Here is a 22,111-nt window from a genome sequence, read left to right as displayed (position 1 = left end):
TCCGCACCATACTTTCCCTTTAAGATAGCTCAACACAATGAAAGGCTAGGTTTTTTCCATTGTGACAGTTCTGTTCCTTTCGGAGACAGCCCCAGCGTCGAATTCTAGAGTGGAATTCGGCACTTCGGCAGCAGGACCTTTTCACCCGGATTCAACGGCGACTCCTGCGCCTCGTTCGGGTGTACTGATTCATGCTGCGACCTCTACCTCATCGGTTCTGCTGATGAGGCATATTATTTAATTAGGTAAAGCATAGCATTCATGTTCGCTATTGCATGCTGGCAAGTAGCTGACACGGATGTGTTACAGTATAGCTTTTCGGCGTGTATTTGGCAATGACTTTTCTGTGAAGCCGTAACCGAGCAGCAGAAGGATAACGCTGCGTGTATTACATGGAGCTGTTTTGCTGACGACTTTTCGCCATTTGCTGCCAGATGGTACCGGCGGCTTCTTCGCCAGACTCGATGCGCTCCAGCGCCATTTTTGCCTGTAAACTCACTTCAAATTCAGGATCGTCTACAGCGACTTCCAGTGCATCGCGTGCTTCCTCGGTACCGACCTCGTACAGGAAGCGTGCGGCACGCCAGCGGACGAGCTTACTGCTGTCCTGTAACGTTTTCAGCATCGCAGGTGTTGCCGCATCGTCACCAATATCGGAGAGCGTATCACCGGCGGTGCGACGAACAGCAGCGGATTTGTCTTCCAATGCGCGGTACAACAGCTCCATCGCGGCTGGTGTTTTCAGATCGCCCAGATACACGACGGCAAGGCGACGCAGCTGCATTTTCTCATCGCCCAGCGCCTTCTCGATCAGCGGCAAGCTGTTCTCATCTGGTTCTAGCACGTCAAAGGCGGCATAACGCACACGCCAGTCGTCACTGTCCATCGCCGTAGCAATCTCGTCAGCCGACAACCCGCGTCGCTGCTCGACAAACTCTTCGGCACTGGCACCGTGAGAGATCGCCTGATCAATAATTTTACGCAAACGCTCCTGTGGAAACGCTGCTTCCAGCTCCTGCTCCACCTCGCGTGCAATATCCGGCAATTCGCCATAACGCACGCCATAATCGGTCAGCTTACGCTCCTTGATCAGCGTAGCACTGGCAACTTCCGTGACTGCCTGCACGAATCGGTCGGCAAGCGAAATCCGTTCTTCCTTCGTACCTGCTTTGACCCGGATCTGCATCGGAATCCCACGGAAAAACTGTACAAACACATTCGCTTCTCCAAAATGCTCACCGGACAGATCCTCCGGTACTTCGAGCTTGTTCTCAATACCATCCTGACCTAGCTTCTCTTGCACTTCATTCAAAATCGCCGACCAATCTGCATTTGCACGACGATCCAGCGCGACAAAGTCAGCGGTGTGGAATACACTTTTTACCCCTTGAATATGCAGCATCTCGCGGATAAAAGATGGGGCGGAGCGTTCATTGTCCACCGTATACGTCTTGCGTACACCATGCGGCAGCTGCTCGTCTATTCGCAGCATCATCGTATTCGGACTCGGTGTTGGTTCTATCGATACAATTTTCATGAAATATATCCCTCCTTGGATAGATGAAATTAACATTGTTCAAATCGCAATTATGCAAATTGCGGATATTGGATCATGATCTTACAGCTAAGGTGCGTGAACAAAATACATATGTGATGACCTGATTGGGTATCAAGATCATCTGCACCACATAACCGTCCATCTATATCGCAAATGATGGATTCGTCACTACTTATTGTACCCCAAATTGCACAGGGCTGGCACAGTTCTACACATGAGAAGTACATGAAGGAGTATTGGCATCCGGTCATTCTAGATTGAGTGTGGATCGGTACGAATAGCAATATTGCCATATTCACATGTAGTCCAGTCTCGTCACCCAAAGATCAATCCCACCAGAAATACCAGATCGTATGATGCTTCAGATAACCAGCATATTCGCCGATGGTTTCAAAGCTCTCCAATACATACGGGCAAAATAGTACATGTTCACGTGCCAGTTCTAAGGCATCTGCATCCGTAAGCGGAAGATGCTGTACTTCCAACACCCATGTGCTTTCATTGACGGCGATGGGAATGGCGCCGTACTGCTCCTGCCATACCCGGAAAATCGCCGCCTGACAAGTTGGTAGCGGACATTCATTATACCCGCCCATCGGGATCATCAGTGGTGCTTCATATTCACGTTCAACCGGCAAAGTCAGCCAGAACGCACCATTCTCCTGTCGCGATTCCGCCCAATCTGCATCCGGTACAGGCAGCATTTGCGTCGTTTCTGTTATCGTCTCGTCCAGCATGGGCAGCGGTTGCTCGGATTGTTGCAATTGCCGATACGCTTCATATAATTGTGCTGCCGACAACTTTTCTAGCGGCTGAAAAGAGGCAGGCAATTCATTGTATTCAAACAGCCATGCCAGTGATCGCCGCAGCCCGTCTGCCAGCGATAGAGAGGCTGCTTGTTCAGCCGATTGCTGCACATAATGAGACAGTGATTCGTGTTCGTCGACAATCTCCTCCATCAATTCCAACAAATTATCACCTGCCAACACTAGCAATCGATGCATTTGTGACGCTTCGGGCTGCGGTGGAGCAGGGTAGACAAGTTCCGATATAATGACAGGCTCGGTCTGATAATCTTCCAATAGATCGCGTATGTTCTGACTCATGAATAAAACTCCTTTCTCATTTGTATGGAAAATAAGAGGAATGAAGGACAATGATCCAAAGACTATGTATTGCGATGAATCTTCTTTTCCGTCATCAAAGGACGATACGTTGTAGATATATGATGAAAATAGTGGAATGGCAGATCAAGCGAAAGCCGACCATTTGTACATAGAGTGTACGAACGTATTAAATAAAAACGGTATACGATGACATAACCTGTACAATAGGCGAGTTCATCATATACCGTTTATTATACTCCACTGTCTGCAACGTTCCAAAGAAGCCCAGCGCTATACATTCTATATTCATCTCTACACGCTACAACATTCGCGAACACTAGAAACCCCCGTCATACAGACTGGGCTTCTCTATAGCTAGCACTTATTCCGTCACGTTATGCTCATTCTCCACCTCGGCAGATTTGCGGTCAATATGCTCCTGCTCACCGAGATAAAAGCGGCGAATCGGATTGATCTGCTCGTCCAGCTCGTATACCAGCGGAATCCCCGTTGGGATGTTCAGCTCAGTGAGCGATTGCTCGTCCATATCCTCCATGTATTTAATCAGCGCACGGAGCGTATTGCCGTGAGCGGAGATCAGAACGCGTTCCTTTTCACGAATGAGTGGGACAATGCGTTGATGCCAGAAGTCTTCTACCCGTCTGACCGTATCCTGCAAACTTTCGCCTAGCGGCAAATCATGCGGATCGATGTTGCGATACCGTTCCTCCGTGCGCGGGCTGCGCTTATCATCCGGCTTGAGCATCGGTGGGCGAACCGTCAAGCTTCGTCGCCATAGCTTCAATTGATCTTCTCCATATGTTTGCGCGGTATCAGATTTGCTCAGTCCTTGCAATGCGCCATAGTGCCGCTCGTTAAGCTTCCATGACTTTTCCTCTGGAATCCAGAGCAAATCTAGTTCCTCCAAAATGAAGTGCATCGTCTCAATCGAACGCTTCAATACCGAGGAAAATGCCATATCAAACCCGTATCCTGCTTCCCGAATCAACCGCCCGGCTTCCCGCGCTTCATGAATGCCACGCTCCGTTAGCGACACATCCGTCCATCCGGTAAATAGATTTTTCTGATTGTACTCACTCTCTCCGTGCCGAACCAGAATCACGCTATACATTGTATGTTACTCCTCTCCATGAGTAGATCAATTGGGTTGTTTGCTGCTGTGAAGTTGAATCGTTGTGCTGATAGGATGAATATTCTCTATGTTCATTTTAACCAGAGCAAGCCGGTTACAATCGGGAAGAGAAGGAGAAAGGATATGTAGATATGTACATTGGATGATGGATACATAGGTTACACATAGGCATAATCACCACAACGATTATCAAACTCCAACCGTACACTCTCGTCTATACTAACCTTATCACAACAGCAGAAAGGAGCAGCACATGAATGAATCGTACTTAACCCATCATCCCGTCCAGCAGATGATCGACAGCATCGAGCAAATGATTGCACAGCAGCATGAATTTTCTCTGCCAGAGCTAGGCAAACAAGTCGGCTATTCTCCTTTCTATTGCTCATTTCTATTCCGTCATCATACGGGGATTAGCATCAAAAAATACATTTTGTTGCGCCGTACCTTTCTAGCAGCATCCCGATTGGCAGAGACGGATGACCGCATTCTCGACATTGCTGTGCAGTACGGCTACTCCTCGCAGGAAGCCTTTTCCAGAGCATTCAAAGATATATTCGGCATCACACCCGCTGCATTCCGCAATCAGCCACAGCCCTTACAACAATACGCCAAACGCAATCTATCTTCACCCGATGCAAGCAAAGGAGCGATATCCATGTACGAGGTCAAAACAGCAGATATTCTTCACCTGCAACATACAGTGGAGCAGTTATATGAGCAGGACATTTTGAACGTGCTCAACGGTCAGATGATGTATCAGGAGTTTCAATCTAACCAGTGGATGGGCGACAGCCAGTATGTACCTTTTAATGAAGCAATGTGTGTGCATGAGGCGACACAGCCTATTTTCAGCCCAAGCTTTCAAGCGATCAGAGCAGCAGGACACGGCAGTAGCTTACCGGACTATGAGCAGATTGTAATCCATCCGCTACAGCCTTTATTTGAACATCTGCATGATTACAAATGTATCGTGCTTTGGTTTGGGGATGATATGTTTTGTCAGCTCAATCTGCTGACGATGCTGGCGTATTTGGAACAGCAGCAGTTTACAGGTACGGTTTACTTCCATACCGTGCAGGAGCAGACATATGATGTACAGCAAACGGAGATGAAGCTTGGATCGTTTTCTTCCTTATATGAGCAAGTCGTTCTACACCACAGAATGCCGGAGCAGAATCTATTGCCAGTGATGTATCAGGGGATACGATTGTATGTACAGTTGCAGCAGTCAGATCATGAATTGCGACGCTATATTCTCGCTCATCCAGAGCAAACAGAGGCGGAGCTAGTGCGTCAGATGCTGAAGCTGTTCACGCATTATGGACTTGGCGATACGCAATACATCGAGATGATTCGAGATGTGCGCGGAGTAGAACGGTAGTGTCATAGTTGTGTAAGAGCAGAGTGAAGTGAAGTGAAGTGAAGCTATACTTATACAGCATGATAGCCTATGACAACATGAATAAAATAAAGAATGACCAAGCATAAGAATAGGACGAAAAGGCTGCTCCGTATCATAACGGAACAGCCTTTTTGATCAACTCAGGTACATATAGCATAGAGCCATTTTTCTTATATATGTCGCACATCTATTTGGATTGAATCAACTACGAGCTACCTATATATATGATCTTGCTTACAGCTTCTACTATCTATCTTATCCTTATACTGCTGCCTGATCACCGCTTGGGGATTGCTGCGGATTGCGCACAATCTTCACTTCGTAAAAACCGATTTTGTTATCCAGAATGTAATCTGGAATATTGCGGTGAGCGTGAGATTCGCGGAACGCATCGCTGCGTGTCCAGCCGTGGAAATGGTCTTTGGATTCCCAGCGGGTGCTGATCACTACCTCGTCGTATTCCTTGTTGCCGTCATTGTATAGTACTTCCAGACCGAGAAAGCCTTCCATGTATTCCACTTTCCCAACTTTGTCAAAACGTTCAACGAGCAGATGGGCACTACCTTTAGTGATTTGCGATGTGTTCGTTACGATGATCATGGGATATTCCTCCTGAATGGTGAGGGATGACCGGTACGATGACCGGATACTTCCCTTCATATTTAATAGTGGCATTCATGCCGTATACCTGTTGAATAAAATCATCCGTCAACAACTCCAGCGGTTGCCCCTGTGCAGCCAGCCGTCCACCCTTAAGGGCGATCATGTGATCACAGTAAGCGGCTGCCTGCTGTAGATCATGCAGCACCATCACAATCGTCAAGCCGGTATCGCGATTGATTCGATGCAGCATGTCCATCACTTCAAATTGATGGGCAATATCGAGAAAGGTGGTCGGCTCGTCCAGCAGTACGATTGGTGTTTGCTGGGCAAGTGCCATAGCAATTCGCGCTCGTTGCTGCTCTCCGCCGGACAGCGTATGGAACATCCGGTCACTGTAGGCGGTGATGCCTGTCCAATCCATCATCTGCTGCACGATAGCATCATCCTCAGCGCTAGGTAGCGTCTGAAAGCGCCGTTTGTGTGGGGCGCGTCCATAGGCGACCAGTTCACGTACGGTGAGCTGGGGGAGAGCTTCTTTGAGCTGCGGCAGCATCGTAATCCGGCGCGACCATTCTCGCAAGCTGTACTGTGACGAAGGCTGTCCAAGTACGTGAACTGCACCGCGATCCGGCTTGAGCAGCCGTACGATGATGCGTAGCAATGTGGATTTGCCCGAACCGTTGGGTCCGACGATGGCAGTCATTTTGCCTGCCGGAATCGATAGTGAAATGGAATCCAGCTGGAAATGACCGCGATTTAGAGCAACATCATGGACATCAACCGCGTAGTGGAGATCGGGACTTGATTCTGAATGGATCGGTGTCTGTAGCAATATGTCCTTAGCTGAAGCGGTAGATGTGTTACGCGCAGATGTCATGACAGCACCGGTCCTTTTCTTTTTAATAGATAAAGGAAGAATGGAGCACCGATGACCGCCAGCAGAATACCGACTGGCAATTCGATCGGATCAAACCACGAACGTGCAATCTGATCTGCTAGCACAACCAGCACACCGCCGCCAATCATAGAGTACGGTAGTAGAAAGCGATAATCCTCGCCGATCAACAATCGGATCATATGCGGTACAACCAGTCCAACAAAGCCGACCAATCCCGCTACGCTGACTGCTGTTCCCGCTAATAGCGCCGCTAGCATGATGAGCATGAATCGTTGCAATTCCACTCGTTGCCCGAGCAATTTTGCCGAATCATCACCGAGCAGCAGCAGATTGGCAGGCTGGATTGCGAACAGACATAGCACCAAACCAATCAGCGCGTAGGGTGCCATAAACTCCAGATGATGCCAGCTGCGTCCGTTCAATCCGCCAGACAGCCACGGTAAGACCGCTTGTACGCGGTCGCTGAATACCACCATAATGCCATTGGTGACTGCGCCCAGTAGTGCATTGACCGCAACACCTGCCAGTACGATTTTGACTGGCGAAGCGCCATGCTCCCACGCCATGAAGTAAATAATGATTGCTGTGATAAATGCACCGATAAAGGCAGTTACTGGCAGCAGATAGCTGAATTGGGGCAAAATCACCATAGTCACCATCGCTGCCAGCCCGCCACCTGCCGAGACGCCGATGATACCGGGATCAGCGAGTGGGTTTTTCATAACGCCTTGTAGTAGTGCACCAGAGGCAGCGAGACAGGCACCCACCAGTATACCGATCAGTACACGCGGCAAGCGCAAATCCATAATGATCGTGCGGTATACGGATTCCTGTTGACCGAATACGACCGCCAGTAGATCGGACAGCGGAATGGAGATCGCGCCATAAGCAATACTGTATAATGACACTACAACTAGTAGTGCTGGCAACAATATGGCGAGCAGTAAACGACGACGCGACCGCCTGCGAATATCGACGTTACTCATCGGATGATGTAGCCGGATAGAGCAGATGGTGCAGCAGATCGAGCGCTTCGGTTACGCGTGTACCAGGATTGGTACCGAACAGATCAGAAGGAAGCACTTCGACGTGATTGTTCTTCACTGCGCTTACACTGCTCCATGCCGGATTATCCTGCATCTCCTTGAGAAAACCGGCTTTCACTTCCTCGCTATTGCCATGCGTCATGATGAATACATAATCTGGATCAGCTTCTACTACCCGCTCAGTATTCAGCTGGGCATATTGCGGATAGTTTTGCAGTCCAGGCAGCTCGGCAGCGATATTATTTCCGCCTGCCAGCTCTAGAATATTACCGCTGAGTGAGTTAGGCAGTGCCGCCATATATGTACCGGGTGCGCCGTAGACGAGTAACACATTGGGCTTTGCTCCATTGGCTTCACTGTTTTGAGCCAGCTTGGCGATATGCTGCTTCAGCTCCGCGTTGAGGCTGGACGCTTGATCTGGTTTGTTCAACAATTGTCCGAACAGAGTAATCTGCCGCTGAATATCGTCAACGGAGTTGGCGGCGCTCAGTATCATTTGCGAACCGATGCCTTCTACGGATGGAATGTCCTTTTCATTCATCGGATGATTGCCAAGTACAACATCCGGTTGCAGCAGTGCGACCTTTTCCAGATCGATCTCGTGGGTGGAGCCAATCGTCTGTACATTCTCCGCTTCCTTGACCGCAGCTCCACTGCTGGAAGTGGGACGTCCGACAACCGTACCGCCTAGAGCATAAATGATATTCACCTCACCATTGCTCAGCGCTACGATACGCTGTGGGGTATGCGGTAAACGAACCGTTCTGCCTGCAAAATCGGTAACCGTCACTGATGCTTCTGTCGCTTCGGCGACTGTCGAGCCTGTTGTAGTCGATGAGCTGCTAGCAGTCGGTTGACTGCATCCGGCAAGTGCACACATCAGCAGGACGGATAAACCGAGATACGAAGCCTTCATAAACATCTATTCCTCCTGCTATTTGTATACAAAATATTATACCGCGTTAATTGATAATCGTTTTCAATTAACTTAATCTAAATGATAATTAATATCATTTGAGTCGTCAACATTAAAATGAATTTTAATTTATTTTTTTTGGGGAATGCTCCTGAAATTCATGTTAGCTTTTGATGCGTATAGATGAATATAAAATAAAAACCCTGCTTTTCATGCCTGATTTTATGAGGGATTAAGGAAATATTGACGTATTGACAAGTATGAAAAATATAGTCTACCATTGGCATTGTGTAATGCACACATCGTTCCTGATCATGAACAGGGAGGAAAAAATTAGCATTTCACATGTCCTGAGAGGGCATTTATTTTTTGAAATCAATTGAGAATGATAATCAATTGATTTCGCCGGTATGACTTATTTCCCATCGAAAGGAGGAACCCTGTCACCAATGAAACGGGTATTCACGTTGTCGGTAGTGTGGATGATCATGACAGTCTTGCTTGTCGTCGGAACCGCACCATCTTCCGCTATAGCAGCTTCATCATCCCGACCGGCTGTAGGTACATATACGCTGGATTACGATATTGTGCGGGCGGAAGATAATTCCGTATCGATGGCAAACGATTATTTTGAGAAGCCTGCCAAATTATATGTGACTGGCAGCAAAATGACGATGCAAATTACGGTGAACCATAGTGCTTGGACAACCCAGTTCAAGGTGAAGTACAAAGGCAAAATCGTAAATAGCACCGTGCTCAAACATAACAAGACCAAAGATACGCGTATCGTCCAATTCCCGATTGCGAGCATCAACAATCCCATGATCTCGCAAATTCACGTTACTGTACCTTCCTACAACTACGACCATGACTACACGATTCGCTTCAAGTTTGATCGAAGCAGCCTGAAAAAAGTAAACTAATCCATCTCAATCGAGGAGAGTGTTGTTATGAATATCGCGATCAACCGTAATCAAAAATGGAGCTTTAAACATACACTGATGTCTATCGTACTGACCGCTTTGCTAGGCATTCTGATCCTGCCATTCGGCGCGAGCCAAGCACACGCAGCATTGGCAAATGGAACGTATTCTGTAGATTACAAAGTACTAGCAGATGGCACGTCCAATACGTCCCGTCTGGATAGCTATGTTGTGAAACCAGCAACCGTAACCGTAGCAAATGGTGTAACCAAAGCCCGTATTACGATCACCAGCAGCAATCTGATCACAGCGTTCAAGGTGGAACAAAACGGTCAACTGGTTGACGCAACTGTCATTAGCACAAACACAGCGAACAACACGCGTGTTGTTGAATTCCCAGTTGCTGATCTGGATGCAACTCTGAACGCTTACGCTGAGATCAAAATCCCAGTTATCAACTACACTGGCAAATACAATGTTGACCTGACATTCGATTCTTCCAGCGCGGAGTAATCACAGGTTATTTACACTACACGCTGTAAGACGGAATGGGGAATGAAGGAACCGTTCATCCAACTACACAAGAAGGAGAATGAATACAATGAATATGACAATGAACCGTATGGATAAAGGAACATGGTTAAAAGCACTGATGATCGCTATGATCGTCGCTCTCGTTGGCGCCTTGATGGCACCATGGTCATCCAAAGCAGATGCAGCGATTGCAGATGGCACGTACCAAATCGACTACACCGTATACGCGAATGGCACCAACAATGCTTCGTATATGGATAGCTCGGAGTATTCCCGTAAACCCGCTACGCTGATCGTATCTGGCGGCAAAGCAACAGTCAAAGTAACACTGAATCATAAAGATTGGATCAAATCCCTCAAAACACAACAAAACGGAACCTATGTTGCCGCTACTTCAACAACAAGCGGTGACACCGTAACATACACGTTCCCAGTTAGTGATCTGTCTGCCAAAGTAAATGCACAAATCCATGTCGTGGTTCCAGCAGAAGTGGCAGGTCAACCATACGACAATACTTACACTGTTCAATATTTGTTTGACGAAGGCAGCATCTAATTTTAAAACTACAGACAAAGTAGACCAACCACTATTGCTTATCTGGGGCCACCCGGCCCCGGATAAGTCTATTTTGTTCACAGGGGGAGCATGACTTTGAAAAGGCGCTTTGCACCATATGTAATAAAATGTATTGTTTTTGTGATGCTGGTTTCTATGATTTCACCAGCGCTGCCTTCCGCATTCGCAGAGGAGACTGGCAGCGGTGATTCCCATTCTAGCAGCGTGAGTGCCGACACCTATGGCGATTCCTCATCCGAAACAGTCAGCAATGACACCTATACTCCAGCGAATACACCGATACACGTCCCTTCGCAGGACCCGCTGAGTGCATTTCAATACTCTACGGCTACGACGGCGACATACGATACGTATGCAGATGGACAGTATACGATTGGCTACAAAGTTGTTCGTACGAATGATACTAGCAGAGAAGTTACTGCATTCCGCGAAAGCTACGGCAATGCCGATCGTCCCGGTCGTATTATTGTAAAAAATGGTCAATATACATTCAGTTTCCGCGGTATCAACGCCAGCAGCTTTACGGATCTGACGGCGACTCAAAATGATCAAACCAGTACAGCAGTCTACACACAGGAAACACAAGCTGCAACCAGTAGCTCTGCTGCCAAAAACTACACGAGAGTCAGCTTTGATGTCTATGATCTGAACAGTCAGATCACATTAAATTACAAATTTAACGATGTGGACGGTTCGGGTTATCTAGTTCTGGATACCTCGACATTGATCAAAGAAGAAACCACAACACCTACTCCAACGCCAACCGATCCTGAGCTGGTTGAGCCGGTAACAGGTACTAAGCAAAGCCTAACCTACACCGTCCTCAAAGACGGCACGAACGAAAAGTCTATGATGGACAGCTACATGCAAAAGCCTGCCACTCTGGTGACAACAGCGGATCATAAGCGCTATATCCAACTGGGCATCAATAGCAGCAGCATGGTAACGGAGCTTCAAACAGATGTGAATGGTGCGTATACCAACGTAGGCATCATTGCAAAAGATACAGCCAACGATACCCGTACGGTGCAATTCCCAGCCGATACATTGACAGAGAGCAATACCAGCATTTCTGCCAAAGTACATGTTGTTATTTCAAGTATGAATTATGACAACTGGTATACCGTACAATTCCAATTCGACAACAGTAGTCTGATCGAAGAAACCGTATCAGATATTCACTATACCGTACTCAAGGATGGTACCCAAGAAACGTCCATTATGGACGGCTATATGCAGAAGCCTGCACAGCTGGTGACCAAAGGGGATCAGCAGTACATTCGCCTGACTGTCGGCAGCAGCAGTATGATTCCTTCCTTGCAAACGAAGCAAAATGGATCGTACACCGAAGTAGAAACCGTATCTCAAGATAGCGGGAACAACACACGTATTGTTCAATTCCCAATCGGTGATGTTACACAAAAATTGGACGCATATACGCATGTGGTCATTCCGGGCATCGGATATGACAACTGGTATTATGTCCAGTTCCAATTCGATAGTGGAGTGCAGACACCTCTATATGATAATGGGGACTATACGCTGAATTATGCCGTGCTGCACGCCACCAAAGATCAAACCTCATCAATGGCGAATTATTTTACAACACCAGCTACATTTACAGCTCAAGATGGCAAGTACTATGTATCCTTTGATGTGAAAAGCAGCAGTGTCGTAACTAGCTTAAAAACGCAAGTTGACGGTAAGTTGATTGAGTCGGAAACGGTCAGTCAAGACGCCGCCAACAATACACGCACCGTTCGCTTCCAAGTAGCGAATTTGGATGATGTGTTGAACGCTCAGGTGCATGTAAAAGCTACACCAACGTATGAAGCAGACTACAATATTCGTCTGGCATTCGACGCGTCTAGTTTGACTGCAAAAGTGATACCACCAACGGAACCAACCCAACCCGAATATACCGATGGAATATACAACATTCCTTTTTCCGTATACAAATTGGACAGCTCCGAAGTTTCGGTGATGGATAGTTATCTAGCAAAACCTGCAACATTGATTGTAGAATCCGGTAAATCCAAAGTGCAGGTCGTATTGAAAAACAGCGCTTGGATTCCATCGTTCCAAACCAAAGTGAACAATCAATATCAGGAAGCAACAGTGATTGCTCAAACAAATGATACAAGAACCATTGAATTTCCCATAGATAGTGTAGCCAAAGGAGCTACGGTATATACGCATGTTGTTATACCAGACTTGCAAATTGGTGGAATGCCCTATGATCACTGGTATACCGTACAGATTGGTTTTACGAAGCCACTGAAGCAGCCGCAGCCTTTCGCTTTAGCGGATGGGAACTATACTGCCGATCTGCATGCTTGGCAATCCAATGAAGATACAAACTCACCGTTGGATAGCGATCTGGATCATACGGTTAACATTAGTGTTAAAGATGGGCTGTATACAGCTTCCTTTACGTTGAACAATAGCGACCAGATCACAAGCTTCCAGATTGGCGAGAATGGAATCTATAGCGACGTTCAAACACTAAATGAAGATACCACTAAAAATCAGCGTACTGTATCGTTCCGTACTTCATCGCTGCAAACGATCACGAATGCAGAGATGAAGCTAAAATCTTCTGCTGATGAGGTGCAGTCGGTACGTTTGTACATGGACCCGAATTCCGTGCAATCCGTCACCACAACACCAGATGGTATGGCGGACGGCAAATACAGTGCGTCTCTAACAGCCTACAAATACGGAACCAAAGAAGTTTCCGTAATGGATGAATATCTTGCCAAACCAGCAACGGTACTCAAGAAATCCGGCAAATACTATGTACAAGTCAAGCTGCAAAAAAGTGATTGGATCAAAACGTTCAAAGTCGGAGGACAAGAGGCGCAAGTGATTGAAGCATCTGGCGACACACGAGTCGTTCAATTCCCAGTAACCGAGCTGCCGCGCAAAGTGAAGATCAATACGCATGTCATTGTACCCGGTCTGCAAGTGGGCGGCGTAGATTACGATCATACGTATGATGTCGATCTGCAAATCGGTTCGCTCATGCCGTATGAATCGCCAACACTATCCGCAGCAACGACAACCGTTCCGCTCGACTTTACCAATCTGGCAGTCGGTACGTACAAACTGCCGTTCAGCATTGTAATGCCGGGTGTGGCTTCTGGTACAGCGTCTCCGCTAGATCGCTTTGTATCAGCGGATAAGCCGGTACAGCTGACTGTAGAACATGGCAGTCGCTATGTCACGATGACATTGAAAAACGGTAACAACATCAAAGCGCTGCGTATTTCCAACAACAATGCCTATACGGATGCCGAAGTAGTTAGCAGCGATGACGTCAAGAATACCAAAACGGTCAAATTCAGCGTATCTGACTATACGAAAAATGTACCGGCACAGCTTGTAACGACTGGTGGCGTTAGTATCGCCAGTACATCGGACAGCAGCGATACGGTATACGATTTTGCCTTCAAATTCGATACCGCGTCCGTAACTGCGGATAGCGCTGTGACGGATACAGCAAGCGGCAAAGGCACCAACAATATTGCGGATGGCGAATACACTGCTACGTACCGCATTTTGAAAAATGGCTCTGATGCAGACTCTGTGCTGACACCTTATCTGGATCGTAACGCCAAATTAACGGCAAAAGACGGTAAGGTGTATGCGACTATCACGATTGCAGATAGTGAAGCAGTACCTGTATTTATGACCGATCACGAAGGTAAATATACAGCGCCGCAGGTGCTGTCCCAATCGCAAGACGGCAACAAGTCCCGCACGGTAACATTCGAAGTTCCTGATCTGGATAGCAAGCTGAGCATCTTCGCTCATGCCAATGTCTCGTCCCGCTATATGAACAACGAGAAGCTGGGTGGTCAACTGCTGTTCGACCGTGCAACGTTGAAATCGTCGGATTCCAACACCGAGACACAACCTGCACCAACTGCGGAAGCGACTCCTGCCCATCCATCCGGTACAACTGGCGCTGTTCCAGCAGAAGAAGCAACGACAGGCGCGAACGGTTCCAGCACCAGCAATGCCGATACAACCGAAACGCCTGCAACACAAGCATCGGCACAGAGATATAGTATCAATGTCAAAGTGTACAAGGACAAGAGCAGTGAATTGTCCGTGATGAACGATTATGTGAATCCAGTCGCCACCTTGGTCGAAGAGAATGGCACAACCTATGCTGAACTGACCCTGAACAACGGCAGCTGGATGCCTGTACTACAAGTCGAGCAGGACGGCGCGCTGAAGGACGTGGAAAAGGTATCCTCGACTGGTACAACCACTGTCGTTCGTTTCAAAGTGGATCAATTGTCCAGCAAAATCAATGCCTACACGCATGTGATCGTACCGGGTCTGATCATCGGCGGCGTGCCGTATGATCACTGGTATACCATACAAATTAAATTTGACGAAGCTAGCAAAAAACTACGGAACTAACAACACCATATTCAGACAGGCACCAATCGTCTGTACGCTTGCAAGTCTTGGCATTGCTTTGTGCCAGGGCTTGCAGGCATTTTGGAAACTATTTTTGAAAAAGATTTTTGAGAAAGATTTTGGGGAGATTCTGAGATGTTTGAGATAAGGAGGGAACAACGTGTCTATACATTCATCCCGTCGCGCCGCAATCGATACGCGTACAGCAGCAACCGCAACAGTGGTATCCACACGCAAGCCAATATATCGTGGATTGTCACTGTTGGTTTTGCTGTTTCTAATCTTGTCTGGCTGCTCGTCTGCATCCGGGACAACAGCCACGAGTGCTGCTGCGGACAATACAAGCACAACTAGCAATAGTCAGGCGCGTATCGTTGCTACTACAGTGGCGATTACTGAAATTGCTAACGCGCTTGATCTTGATCTGGTAGGCAAACCGACCAGCAGTAAGACGCTTCCAGAGCGTTACAAGGATATACCAGATGTAGGCAACCCCATGAGCCCCGATATGGAAAAGGTAATGTCACTGAGTCCGACCGATATTTTATCCGTAACGACGCTCCAATACGATCTGGAACCGAAATTCAAAGGGCTGAACATCAACGCCGAGTTTTTGAATTTTGAAAGTCTGAGCAATATGGAAGCTGAAATCACCAAGCTAGGCGCACGCTTTGACCGGGTAGAGCAGGCACAAGAGGTGAATAGTAAGCTGCAAAGCAAAGTGGCTGAGATCAAGCAGAAGGTGGCAGGCAAGCCGTCACCAAAGGTACTGATTTTGCTTGGTGTACCGGGCAGTTATCTGGTAGCGACTGAGAATTCGTATATCGGCGATCTAGTAAAGATTGCGGGCGGTACGAATATTGTGCAGGGCGAGGATGTGGAGTATCTAGCATCCAATACCGAATATTTGCAGCAATCCAACCCGGATATTATCCTACGCGCTGCGCATGGCATGCCAGAGGAAGTAGTGAAGATGTTTGATGAAGAATTCAAAACGAATGACATCTGGAAGCACTTTAATGCTGTACAAAACGGTCGTGTTTACGATTTGCCAGAACCGTTATTTGGCACTACTGCCAGCCTGTCCGCCAACGACGCGCTGGATGAACTGGTTCAAATGATGTACCCGGACTCGAAATAATACCAATCTATGTAAGAATAGGAGAGAATCATGTTGCCGACTATGCAAACGCCCTCCGTGGCAGCGGGGCGTACGGACAGACAAAGTGATGATACACATTTTATCTACCGTCGTCAGGAGAAAAAGAGGCTATGGAGCTTTATTGGAATTGTAGTGCTGCTAATTGCCGTGGTACTGTATTCGGCGATGACCGGCAGTTTGCGTGTTGGTGCGCTGCAACTGGTACAGGGATTGTGGACTGGCGATGATGCACAGGTGAATGTGGTGCGCGATTTGCGGCTGCCGCGTATTATTATTGCGGTCATGGCAGGGGCGGCATTGGCGGTTGCTGGGGTGCTGTTTCAGGCGGTGATGAAGAATCCGCTCGCAGACTCTGGCGTGATCGGTATCTCGTCTGGGGCAGCGCTCGTATCGTTGATTGCGGTGACAGTTTTCCCAGCGCTATATTTCTGGATGCCGGTCTTTTCCTTTCTGGGCGGTGCGCTGGCGTGTCTGATGGTATATATGTTCTCTTGGCGCTCCGGGCTGCATCCGGTTCGGCTGATTCTGATCGGAGTTGCGGTGAATGCAATCTTTTCCGGGCTGGGGCAGTCGTTTAATTATCGGGGGAGTTATGCAGTGACCAGTATTAATCAGGTAACCACATCCACGCTATCGATGAAAAAGTGGGTCGATGTCGATGTGATGCTCTGGTACGGCGGCATCGGTCTGGTGCTGGCGCTGCTGGTGGCAACATGGTGCAATTATTTGTCGTTACAGGAAAAGACGGCTCGCAATCTAGGATTAAATGTTACGCTGGCACGGGTGCTGATCTCGGTGGTGGCGGTCATTTTGGCATCGACGGCGACAGCGATTGCAGGTGTGATTGTATTTATCGGACTGCTTATTCCGCATATTGGCAGACAACTGGTCGGTTCAGATCATAAATGGTTGATTCCATTTAGTGCGCTGGCGGGCGGCTTGTTGCTGCTGCTTGCCGATACGCTTGGTCGAACCGTGCTGGCACCGCAAGAGATTCCCGCGTCAATCATTATGGCAGTGATCGGTGGACCGTTCTTGATTTTCCTAATTCGGAGGAGTGATGTCATCTATGGACGTTAATCAGATTACTTTTTCATATGATGGCAAAATCGACCGACTGCATGGTGTACAGGTAACGATTGAACAAGGCAAAATCACGACCATTATCGGTCCAAACGGCTGCGGTAAATCTACATTATTGAGCGTTATGTCCAACAACGGCAAACCGCGACAGGGCGAGGTCATACTGGATGGTAAAGCTATCGCTCGCTATCGTCCGCTTGAGCTGGCAAAGCAGCTAGCAGTCGTGCATCAGCAGAACGAAGCGCCGGATGATCTGACAGTAGAAAGGCTGGTCAGCTTCGGACGGATGCCGTACAAGAGAATGTTTGCCAGTAACAAGGCAGAGGATGAAGAGGCGGTCGAGTGGGCGATTGCCTGCACCAATCTGGAGCAGCGCCGCTTCCGTACGCTGGATCAATTGTCAGGTGGCGAACGGCAACGCGTCTGGATTGCGATGGCGCTTGCACAGCGGACACCGATTCTATTTCTCGATGAGCCGACGACGTATCTGGATCTGTTTTACCAATTGGAAATTATGGAGCTGATTCATCGGCTCAATCGGGAATATGGCTTAACCATTGTGATGGTATTGCATGATATTAATCAGGCGCTACGCTATAGCGATGTGATTATCGCCATGAAGGATGGACGAATACTATCATCTGGGCATCCGCATGATATGTTGACGGCTGATCTCATACAGGAAGTGTACGATGTGCAGGTGCTAGTGCGCCGCGATGAAGAGGCTGGTGTCTATATCGTGCCAATGCAGGCAGTGTTGCGGCCTGTCTGAAAGCGGGTAATATACCAATAAAGACAGCCAGCCCAGTTGAAAGCCTGCTGCCAACGATGCCAGGGTACTGTGGATGACGCAGCCCTGGCATTTGCTTTGGATTCGGGCATCTTATACTTCGTATGCGGGAGGACAGCATCTGTATGCCAAAAACTCGTTATCATAACATCGACAACGTCAGTATCGACAAGACGCTCAAGCAATTTCGTCAGTGGCGGGAGGATCGGCGCAAAAAGGCGACTCGTGACCGCTCTTACCTCGTGCCCAATCATCAGCCGGAAATGGATTATCTGCATGCCAATCGCGACGATGCTTCCATTACATGGATCGGGCACTCGACCTTTTTTATCCAATACGAGGGACTGAATATCGTGACAGATCCGGTATGGGCGCAACGTCTTGCTTTTCAAAAGCGTATTGGTCAGCCGGGGATTCCGATTGAGGATATTCCCCCAATCGACATCATCCTAATCTCGCATTCTCATTACGATCATATGCATATCAATTCCATCCGCAAGCTGTATCGCAGTTCGACTACCATCTTGGTGCCACAAGGCTTAAAATCCAAAATGGTACGCAAAGGTTTTCATCGTTGCCATGAAATGAAGTGGTGGGAAACGTTCCGAATGGGCGATGCCAATATTACCTTTGTCCCGACCCAGCATTGGAGTCGGCGGACACTGCTGGATACCAATACATCCCACTGGGGAGGCTATGTATTGGAACCTGTACAGCATCCGGTGATGCCAGATGAACCGCATAATGTGTGGAATACCGAGCAGGACCCTACCCATCCACGTCCCAAAATCCCAGAGGTCGGCAAGAGCGAAGAGATGGGATATATCCATCGCCCAGTGCCGCCAACCGTATATTTTGCAGGAGATAGCGGATACTTTCCCGGCTTTATCGATATTGGGCGACGACATCGCATTGACGTCGCATTGCTACCTATCGGTGCTTACGATCCTGAATGGTTCAGCAGCTCTCAGCATACAACCCCCGAAGAAGCACTGCGCGCCTTCTGCGACGTATGCGCCGAGATCATGGTGCCCATGCATTACGGAACATTCAAGCTCGCCGACGACACCGCGCGCGAAGCACTTGATCGTTTAGAAGCCGAACGAGACCGCCTAAATATCCAACAAGACCGCATTCGCGTCCTTGGCTACGGCGAGACCCTAATCGTACACGGTCTACTAGATGAAGAAGCCGAACAACGCGCCGACGCCTGCCGCGCCGATGCGTTATAACAGCCCATAACCCATATAACTCACTCATCCCACGATACCATCCCATACAATCACCACAAGTCGTGAAAAAGCCTCCTCTTCTCAATACGAAGAAGAGGCTTTTTTTCATGACTTGCACTACTACAACACCATACCCTTCAGAAAAAAAGAAAGCGCAGTACCACCTCAATCCTAAAGCACTACCAACGCAACAAGTAGCTCCAAAAGAGACATCCAATACTCAACTCTCCACCATACAAAACACAACAAACAGATATATCTACATCCACATATATCTACATATTATATAGAAGCAAATATTTGCTCCTATATAAAAAAGCTTGACCCTCAAGCATAACCGACCCACCATTGTTTGAGTTGAGTTGAGTTGAGTTGAGTTGAGTTGAGTTGAGTTGAGTTGAGTTGAGTTGAAAGCCCAATGTATGAGATTTGACGTCCGATTTTCAAGGTTTGGCGTTCAAGGTTCGAGGTTCGAGGTTCAGATGCCCCTAACCCCACCAAGCGAAGGGAAGGGAATTTGACCAAAGGACGACCTTGGAGCACAGGAATCTACCTTCCCACCCATTCCGTAGATTCCTGTGCTCCACCGGAGGACGTGGTCAAATCCTTTCCCGCAGCGATTGCTGCACCACCAAGCACTCATCAAAACCCCAGCCCCCCAAAAACCAACTTTCAAAATTTTAATCATCAAAACATTCACTCCACGCCTACGATTCCCCCAACTTGTATGGTATACTAATCCCAACAGTCGTTTTGTGAAAACGAATACTGTCTTTTTCCTATGAAATCAGACATTTTCACCAAAACAACATTTTATAAACGATAAGGATGGGTTGTATACATGATAAGTACTTCAGGTGTCACGCTGCGTTATGGTAAGCGCGCCCTTTTTGAAGATGTAAATATTAAGTTCACACCAGGTAACTGCTACGGTCTGATCGGTGCTAACGGCGCTGGTAAATCGACCTTTTTGAAAATTTTGTCCGGCGAAGTAGAGCAAAATGAAGGTGAAGTGCATATCACACCGGGCGAGCGGATGGCGATTCTGAAACAGAACCAATCCGAATACGATGAGTTCCAAGTGCTGGAGACCGTCATCATGGGTCACAAGCGTCTGTACGATATTATGAAAGAAAAAGACGCGCTGTATGCGAAAGAAAACTTCAGCGATGAAGACGGTATGCGTGCCGGCGAACTGGAAGCAGAATTTGCCGAAATGAACGGTTGGGAAGCGGAAGCCGAAGCGGCTGAGATGCTGAACGGTCTGGGCATCGACAACGAAATGCAATACAAAATGATGAAGGAATTGAACGGCAACGAGAAAGTACGCGTCCTGCTGGCACAAGCATTGTTTGGTCATCCAAACATCCTGCTGCTGGATGAGCCTACCAACCACTTGGACATCGAATCCATTCACTGGCTGGAAAACTTCCTCGCATCGTATGACGGCACTGTTATCGTAGTCAGTCACGACCGTCACTTCCTGAACACTGTATGTACGCATATCGCGGACATCGACTTTGGTAAAATCCAGATGTATGTGGGTAACTATGACTTCTGGTATGAGTCCAGCCAATTGGCTCTGCAACTGAGCCGTGAGCAAAACAAGAAAAAAGAAGACAAGGTGAAGGAACTGCAAGCGTTTATTCAACGCTTTAGTGCCAACAAATCCAAGTCCAAACAAGCAACGTCCCGTAAGAAAATGCTGGACAAAATTACGCTGGATGACATTCGTCCATCTAACCGTAAATATCCGTTCATCAATTTCAAAGGCGAGCGTGAAGCTGGTAAACAATTGCTGCTGATCGACGGTCTGACCAAAACGATCGATGGTGAAAAAGTCATCGACAACCTGACCCTGACCGTGAACAAAGGCGACAAAATCGCTCTGGTCGGTCCAAACGGCAACGTGAAAACAGCGCTTTTCCAAATCCTGATGGGCGAAGTAGAGCCGGATGCAGGAACATACCAATGGGGTGTAACAACATCACAAGCGTATTTCCCGAATGATAACTCTGCTTACTTTGATGGTGTGGACGTGACGCTGGTTGACTGGCTGCGCGAATACTCCAAAGACCCGGATGAATCGTTCCTGCGCGGATTCCTCGGTCGCATGCTGTTCTCCGGCGACGAAGCTTTGAAAAAAGCAAGCGTACTGTCCGGGGGCGAGAAAGTTCGCTGCATGCTGTCCCGTATGATGTTGATGGGCGGTAACGTATTGCTGCTGGACGAGCCGACGAACCACTTGGATCTCGAATCGATTACAGCGCTGAACAACGGTCTGATCGACTTTGATGGTACGATTCTGCTCACATCTCATGACCATCAGTTCGTACAAACAATCGCTAACCGCATCATCGAAATTACACCAAACGGCGTGATCGACCGTATGATGAGCTATGATGAATATCTGGAAAGCAAAGAAATTCAAGAAATGCGCAACAAAATGTATCCGGTACAAGTATAATCACCGGATCATTGTATCTTTGAGTATATTCAAGCCTGTGGATCAACGGATACTTCTATCCGCCGATCCGCAGGCTTTTTTGTCATTCTAAGCAAAAGGAACAGGGTACAGTAGATACAGATAAAGATACAGGTATAGAGACAGATGTAGATATAGATGTAGACATCCAAACGTACCTGTCTATTCCTCTACATATTTACTATATTGAACAAACTGCATATATT

The 22,111-nt window shown here is 47.8% G+C and carries 17 protein-coding genes and 1 riboswitch; of the genes, 10 read left to right on the top strand and 7 right to left on the bottom strand.

Annotated features, from left to right (window positions below; all coding sequences use genetic code 11):
* Window positions 1-17 precede the first annotated feature (17 nt).
* Window positions 18-214, bottom strand: a riboswitch (Lysine riboswitch).
* Between the two features lie 174 nt (window positions 215-388).
* The 3 genes from ABXR35_RS21845 to gpmA form a co-directional block, all read right to left on the bottom strand.
* Complete coding sequence (locus tag ABXR35_RS21845) at window positions 389-1,537, bottom strand: virulence factor (protein ID WP_367064183.1); 1,149 nt, start codon at window positions 1,535-1,537, stop codon at window positions 389-391.
* 347 nt (window positions 1,538-1,884) lie between these two features.
* Entirely contained in the window at window positions 1,885-2,664 is a 780-nt protein-coding gene (locus ABXR35_RS21840; protein ID WP_367064181.1) for a DUF4253 domain-containing protein, read from the bottom strand.
* A 382-nt stretch (window positions 2,665-3,046) separates the two neighbouring features.
* The gene (gene gpmA / locus ABXR35_RS21835; protein ID WP_367064180.1) at window positions 3,047-3,796 is read right to left on the bottom strand and encodes a 2,3-diphosphoglycerate-dependent phosphoglycerate mutase; all 750 of its coding nucleotides are present in this window, start codon (window positions 3,794-3,796) and stop codon (window positions 3,047-3,049) included.
* 274 nt (window positions 3,797-4,070) lie between these two features.
* On the opposite strand from gpmA, the gene ABXR35_RS21830 reads away from it, so the two are divergent.
* Window positions 4,071-5,201, top strand: a complete 1,131-nt coding sequence (locus tag ABXR35_RS21830; RefSeq protein WP_367064179.1) for a helix-turn-helix transcriptional regulator — start codon at window positions 4,071-4,073, stop codon at window positions 5,199-5,201.
* 282 nt (window positions 5,202-5,483) lie between these two features.
* On the opposite strand, the gene isdG is transcribed toward ABXR35_RS21830, so the two are convergent.
* The 4 genes from isdG to ABXR35_RS21810 are packed head-to-tail and all read right to left on the bottom strand — an operon-like array spanning window position 5,484 to window position 8,685.
* Window positions 5,484-5,822, bottom strand: a complete 339-nt coding sequence (gene isdG / locus ABXR35_RS21825; RefSeq protein ID WP_367064178.1) for a heme oxygenase — start codon at window positions 5,820-5,822, stop codon at window positions 5,484-5,486.
* Window positions 5,788-6,702, bottom strand: coding sequence for an ABC transporter ATP-binding protein (locus ABXR35_RS21820; protein WP_367064177.1), 915 nt, complete (start codon window positions 6,700-6,702; stop codon window positions 5,788-5,790). Before ABXR35_RS21820 ends, isdG begins: the two co-directional genes overlap by 35 nt.
* On the bottom strand, window positions 6,699-7,709 hold the full coding sequence (locus ABXR35_RS21815; RefSeq protein ID WP_367064176.1) for a FecCD family ABC transporter permease: 1,011 nt from the start codon (window positions 7,707-7,709) through the stop codon (window positions 6,699-6,701). The genes ABXR35_RS21820 and ABXR35_RS21815 overlap by 4 nt, the downstream gene beginning before the upstream one ends.
* Window positions 7,702-8,685: an ABC transporter substrate-binding protein gene (locus ABXR35_RS21810; protein ID WP_367064277.1), complete on the bottom strand. Its 984-nt coding sequence runs from the start codon at window positions 8,683-8,685 to the stop codon at window positions 7,702-7,704. Before ABXR35_RS21810 ends, ABXR35_RS21815 begins: the two co-directional genes overlap by 8 nt.
* 449 nt (window positions 8,686-9,134) lie before the next feature.
* Between ABXR35_RS21810 and isdC the strand changes: the two genes are divergently transcribed.
* The 9 genes from isdC (at window position 9,135) to ABXR35_RS21765 (ending at window position 21,887) form a co-directional block, all read left to right on the top strand.
* Entirely contained in the window at window positions 9,135-9,608 is a 474-nt protein-coding gene (gene isdC / locus ABXR35_RS21805; RefSeq protein ID WP_367064175.1) for a heme uptake protein IsdC, read from the top strand.
* 27 nt (window positions 9,609-9,635) lie between these two features.
* Window positions 9,636-10,121 (top strand): NEAT domain-containing protein, encoded by a 486-nt coding sequence (locus tag ABXR35_RS21800; RefSeq protein ID WP_367064174.1) that lies wholly within the window; start codon window positions 9,636-9,638, stop codon window positions 10,119-10,121.
* 88 nt (window positions 10,122-10,209) lie between these two features.
* Entirely contained in the window at window positions 10,210-10,698 is a 489-nt protein-coding gene (locus tag ABXR35_RS21795; protein ID WP_367064173.1) for an NEAT domain-containing protein, read from the top strand.
* A gap of 156 nt (window positions 10,699-10,854) precedes the next feature.
* Complete coding sequence (locus ABXR35_RS21790) at window positions 10,855-15,153, top strand: NEAT domain-containing protein (RefSeq protein ID WP_367064172.1); 4,299 nt, start codon at window positions 10,855-10,857, stop codon at window positions 15,151-15,153.
* 241 nt (window positions 15,154-15,394) lie between these two features.
* Window positions 15,395-16,294 carry a heme ABC transporter substrate-binding protein IsdE gene (gene isdE, locus ABXR35_RS21785; RefSeq protein WP_367064276.1) on the top strand — a complete coding sequence of 300 codons (900 nt, stop codon included), beginning with the start codon at window positions 15,395-15,397 and terminating at the stop codon, window positions 16,292-16,294.
* A 30-nt stretch (window positions 16,295-16,324) separates the two neighbouring features.
* A complete protein-coding gene (locus tag ABXR35_RS21780) occupies window positions 16,325-17,395 on the top strand; it encodes a FecCD family ABC transporter permease (protein ID WP_367064171.1) in 1,071 nt (356 codons plus the stop codon).
* Window positions 17,385-18,170, top strand: coding sequence for an ABC transporter ATP-binding protein (locus ABXR35_RS21775; protein ID WP_367064170.1), 786 nt, complete (start codon window positions 17,385-17,387; stop codon window positions 18,168-18,170). Before ABXR35_RS21780 ends, ABXR35_RS21775 begins: the two co-directional genes overlap by 11 nt.
* Window positions 18,171-18,313: 143 nt before the next feature.
* The gene (locus ABXR35_RS21770) at window positions 18,314-19,420 is read left to right on the top strand and encodes an MBL fold metallo-hydrolase (RefSeq protein WP_367064169.1); all 1,107 of its coding nucleotides are present in this window, start codon (window positions 18,314-18,316) and stop codon (window positions 19,418-19,420) included.
* Between the two features lie 841 nt (window positions 19,421-20,261).
* Window positions 20,262-21,887: an ABC-F family ATP-binding cassette domain-containing protein gene (locus ABXR35_RS21765; protein WP_367064168.1), complete on the top strand. Its 1,626-nt coding sequence runs from the start codon at window positions 20,262-20,264 to the stop codon at window positions 21,885-21,887.
* Window positions 21,888-22,111 lie beyond the last annotated feature (224 nt).

This window comes from Paenibacillus sp. JQZ6Y-1 (assembly GCF_040719145.1).
GTDB lineage: Bacteria > Bacillota > Bacilli > Paenibacillales > Paenibacillaceae > Saccharibacillus > Saccharibacillus kandeliae.
This window is presented reverse-complemented; position numbering and strand designations above follow the sequence as displayed.

Excerpts from the sequence above, each read along its gene's own strand:
- ABXR35_RS21845 (WP_367064183.1), bottom strand. The coding sequence starts at position 1,537 with ATGAAAATTGTATCGATAGAACCAACACCGAGTCCGAATACGATGATG.
- ABXR35_RS21840 (WP_367064181.1), bottom strand. The coding sequence starts at position 2,664 with ATGAGTCAGAACATACGCGATCTATTGGAAGATTATCAGACCGAGCCT.
- gpmA (WP_367064180.1), bottom strand. The coding sequence starts at position 3,796 with ATGTATAGCGTGATTCTGGTTCGGCACGGAGAGAGTGAGTACAATCAG.
- ABXR35_RS21830 (WP_367064179.1), top strand. The coding sequence starts at position 4,071 with ATGAATGAATCGTACTTAACCCATCATCCCGTCCAGCAGATGATCGAC.
- isdG (WP_367064178.1), bottom strand. The coding sequence starts at position 5,822 with ATGATCATCGTAACGAACACATCGCAAATCACTAAAGGTAGTGCCCAT.
- ABXR35_RS21820 (WP_367064177.1), bottom strand. The coding sequence starts at position 6,702 with ATGACATCTGCGCGTAACACATCTACCGCTTCAGCTAAGGACATATTG.
- ABXR35_RS21815 (WP_367064176.1), bottom strand. The coding sequence starts at position 7,709 with ATGAGTAACGTCGATATTCGCAGGCGGTCGCGTCGTCGTTTACTGCTC.
- ABXR35_RS21810 (WP_367064277.1), bottom strand. The coding sequence starts at position 8,685 with ATGAAGGCTTCGTATCTCGGTTTATCCGTCCTGCTGATGTGTGCACTT.
- isdC (WP_367064175.1), top strand. The coding sequence starts at position 9,135 with ATGAAACGGGTATTCACGTTGTCGGTAGTGTGGATGATCATGACAGTC.
- ABXR35_RS21800 (WP_367064174.1), top strand. The coding sequence starts at position 9,636 with ATGAATATCGCGATCAACCGTAATCAAAAATGGAGCTTTAAACATACA.
- ABXR35_RS21795 (WP_367064173.1), top strand. The coding sequence starts at position 10,210 with ATGAATATGACAATGAACCGTATGGATAAAGGAACATGGTTAAAAGCA.
- ABXR35_RS21790 (WP_367064172.1), top strand. The coding sequence starts at position 10,855 with ATGATTTCACCAGCGCTGCCTTCCGCATTCGCAGAGGAGACTGGCAGC.
- ABXR35_RS21780 (WP_367064171.1), top strand. The coding sequence starts at position 16,325 with ATGTTGCCGACTATGCAAACGCCCTCCGTGGCAGCGGGGCGTACGGAC.
- ABXR35_RS21775 (WP_367064170.1), top strand. The coding sequence starts at position 17,385 with ATGGACGTTAATCAGATTACTTTTTCATATGATGGCAAAATCGACCGA.
- ABXR35_RS21770 (WP_367064169.1), top strand. The coding sequence starts at position 18,314 with ATGCCAAAAACTCGTTATCATAACATCGACAACGTCAGTATCGACAAG.
- ABXR35_RS21765 (WP_367064168.1), top strand. The coding sequence starts at position 20,262 with ATGATAAGTACTTCAGGTGTCACGCTGCGTTATGGTAAGCGCGCCCTT.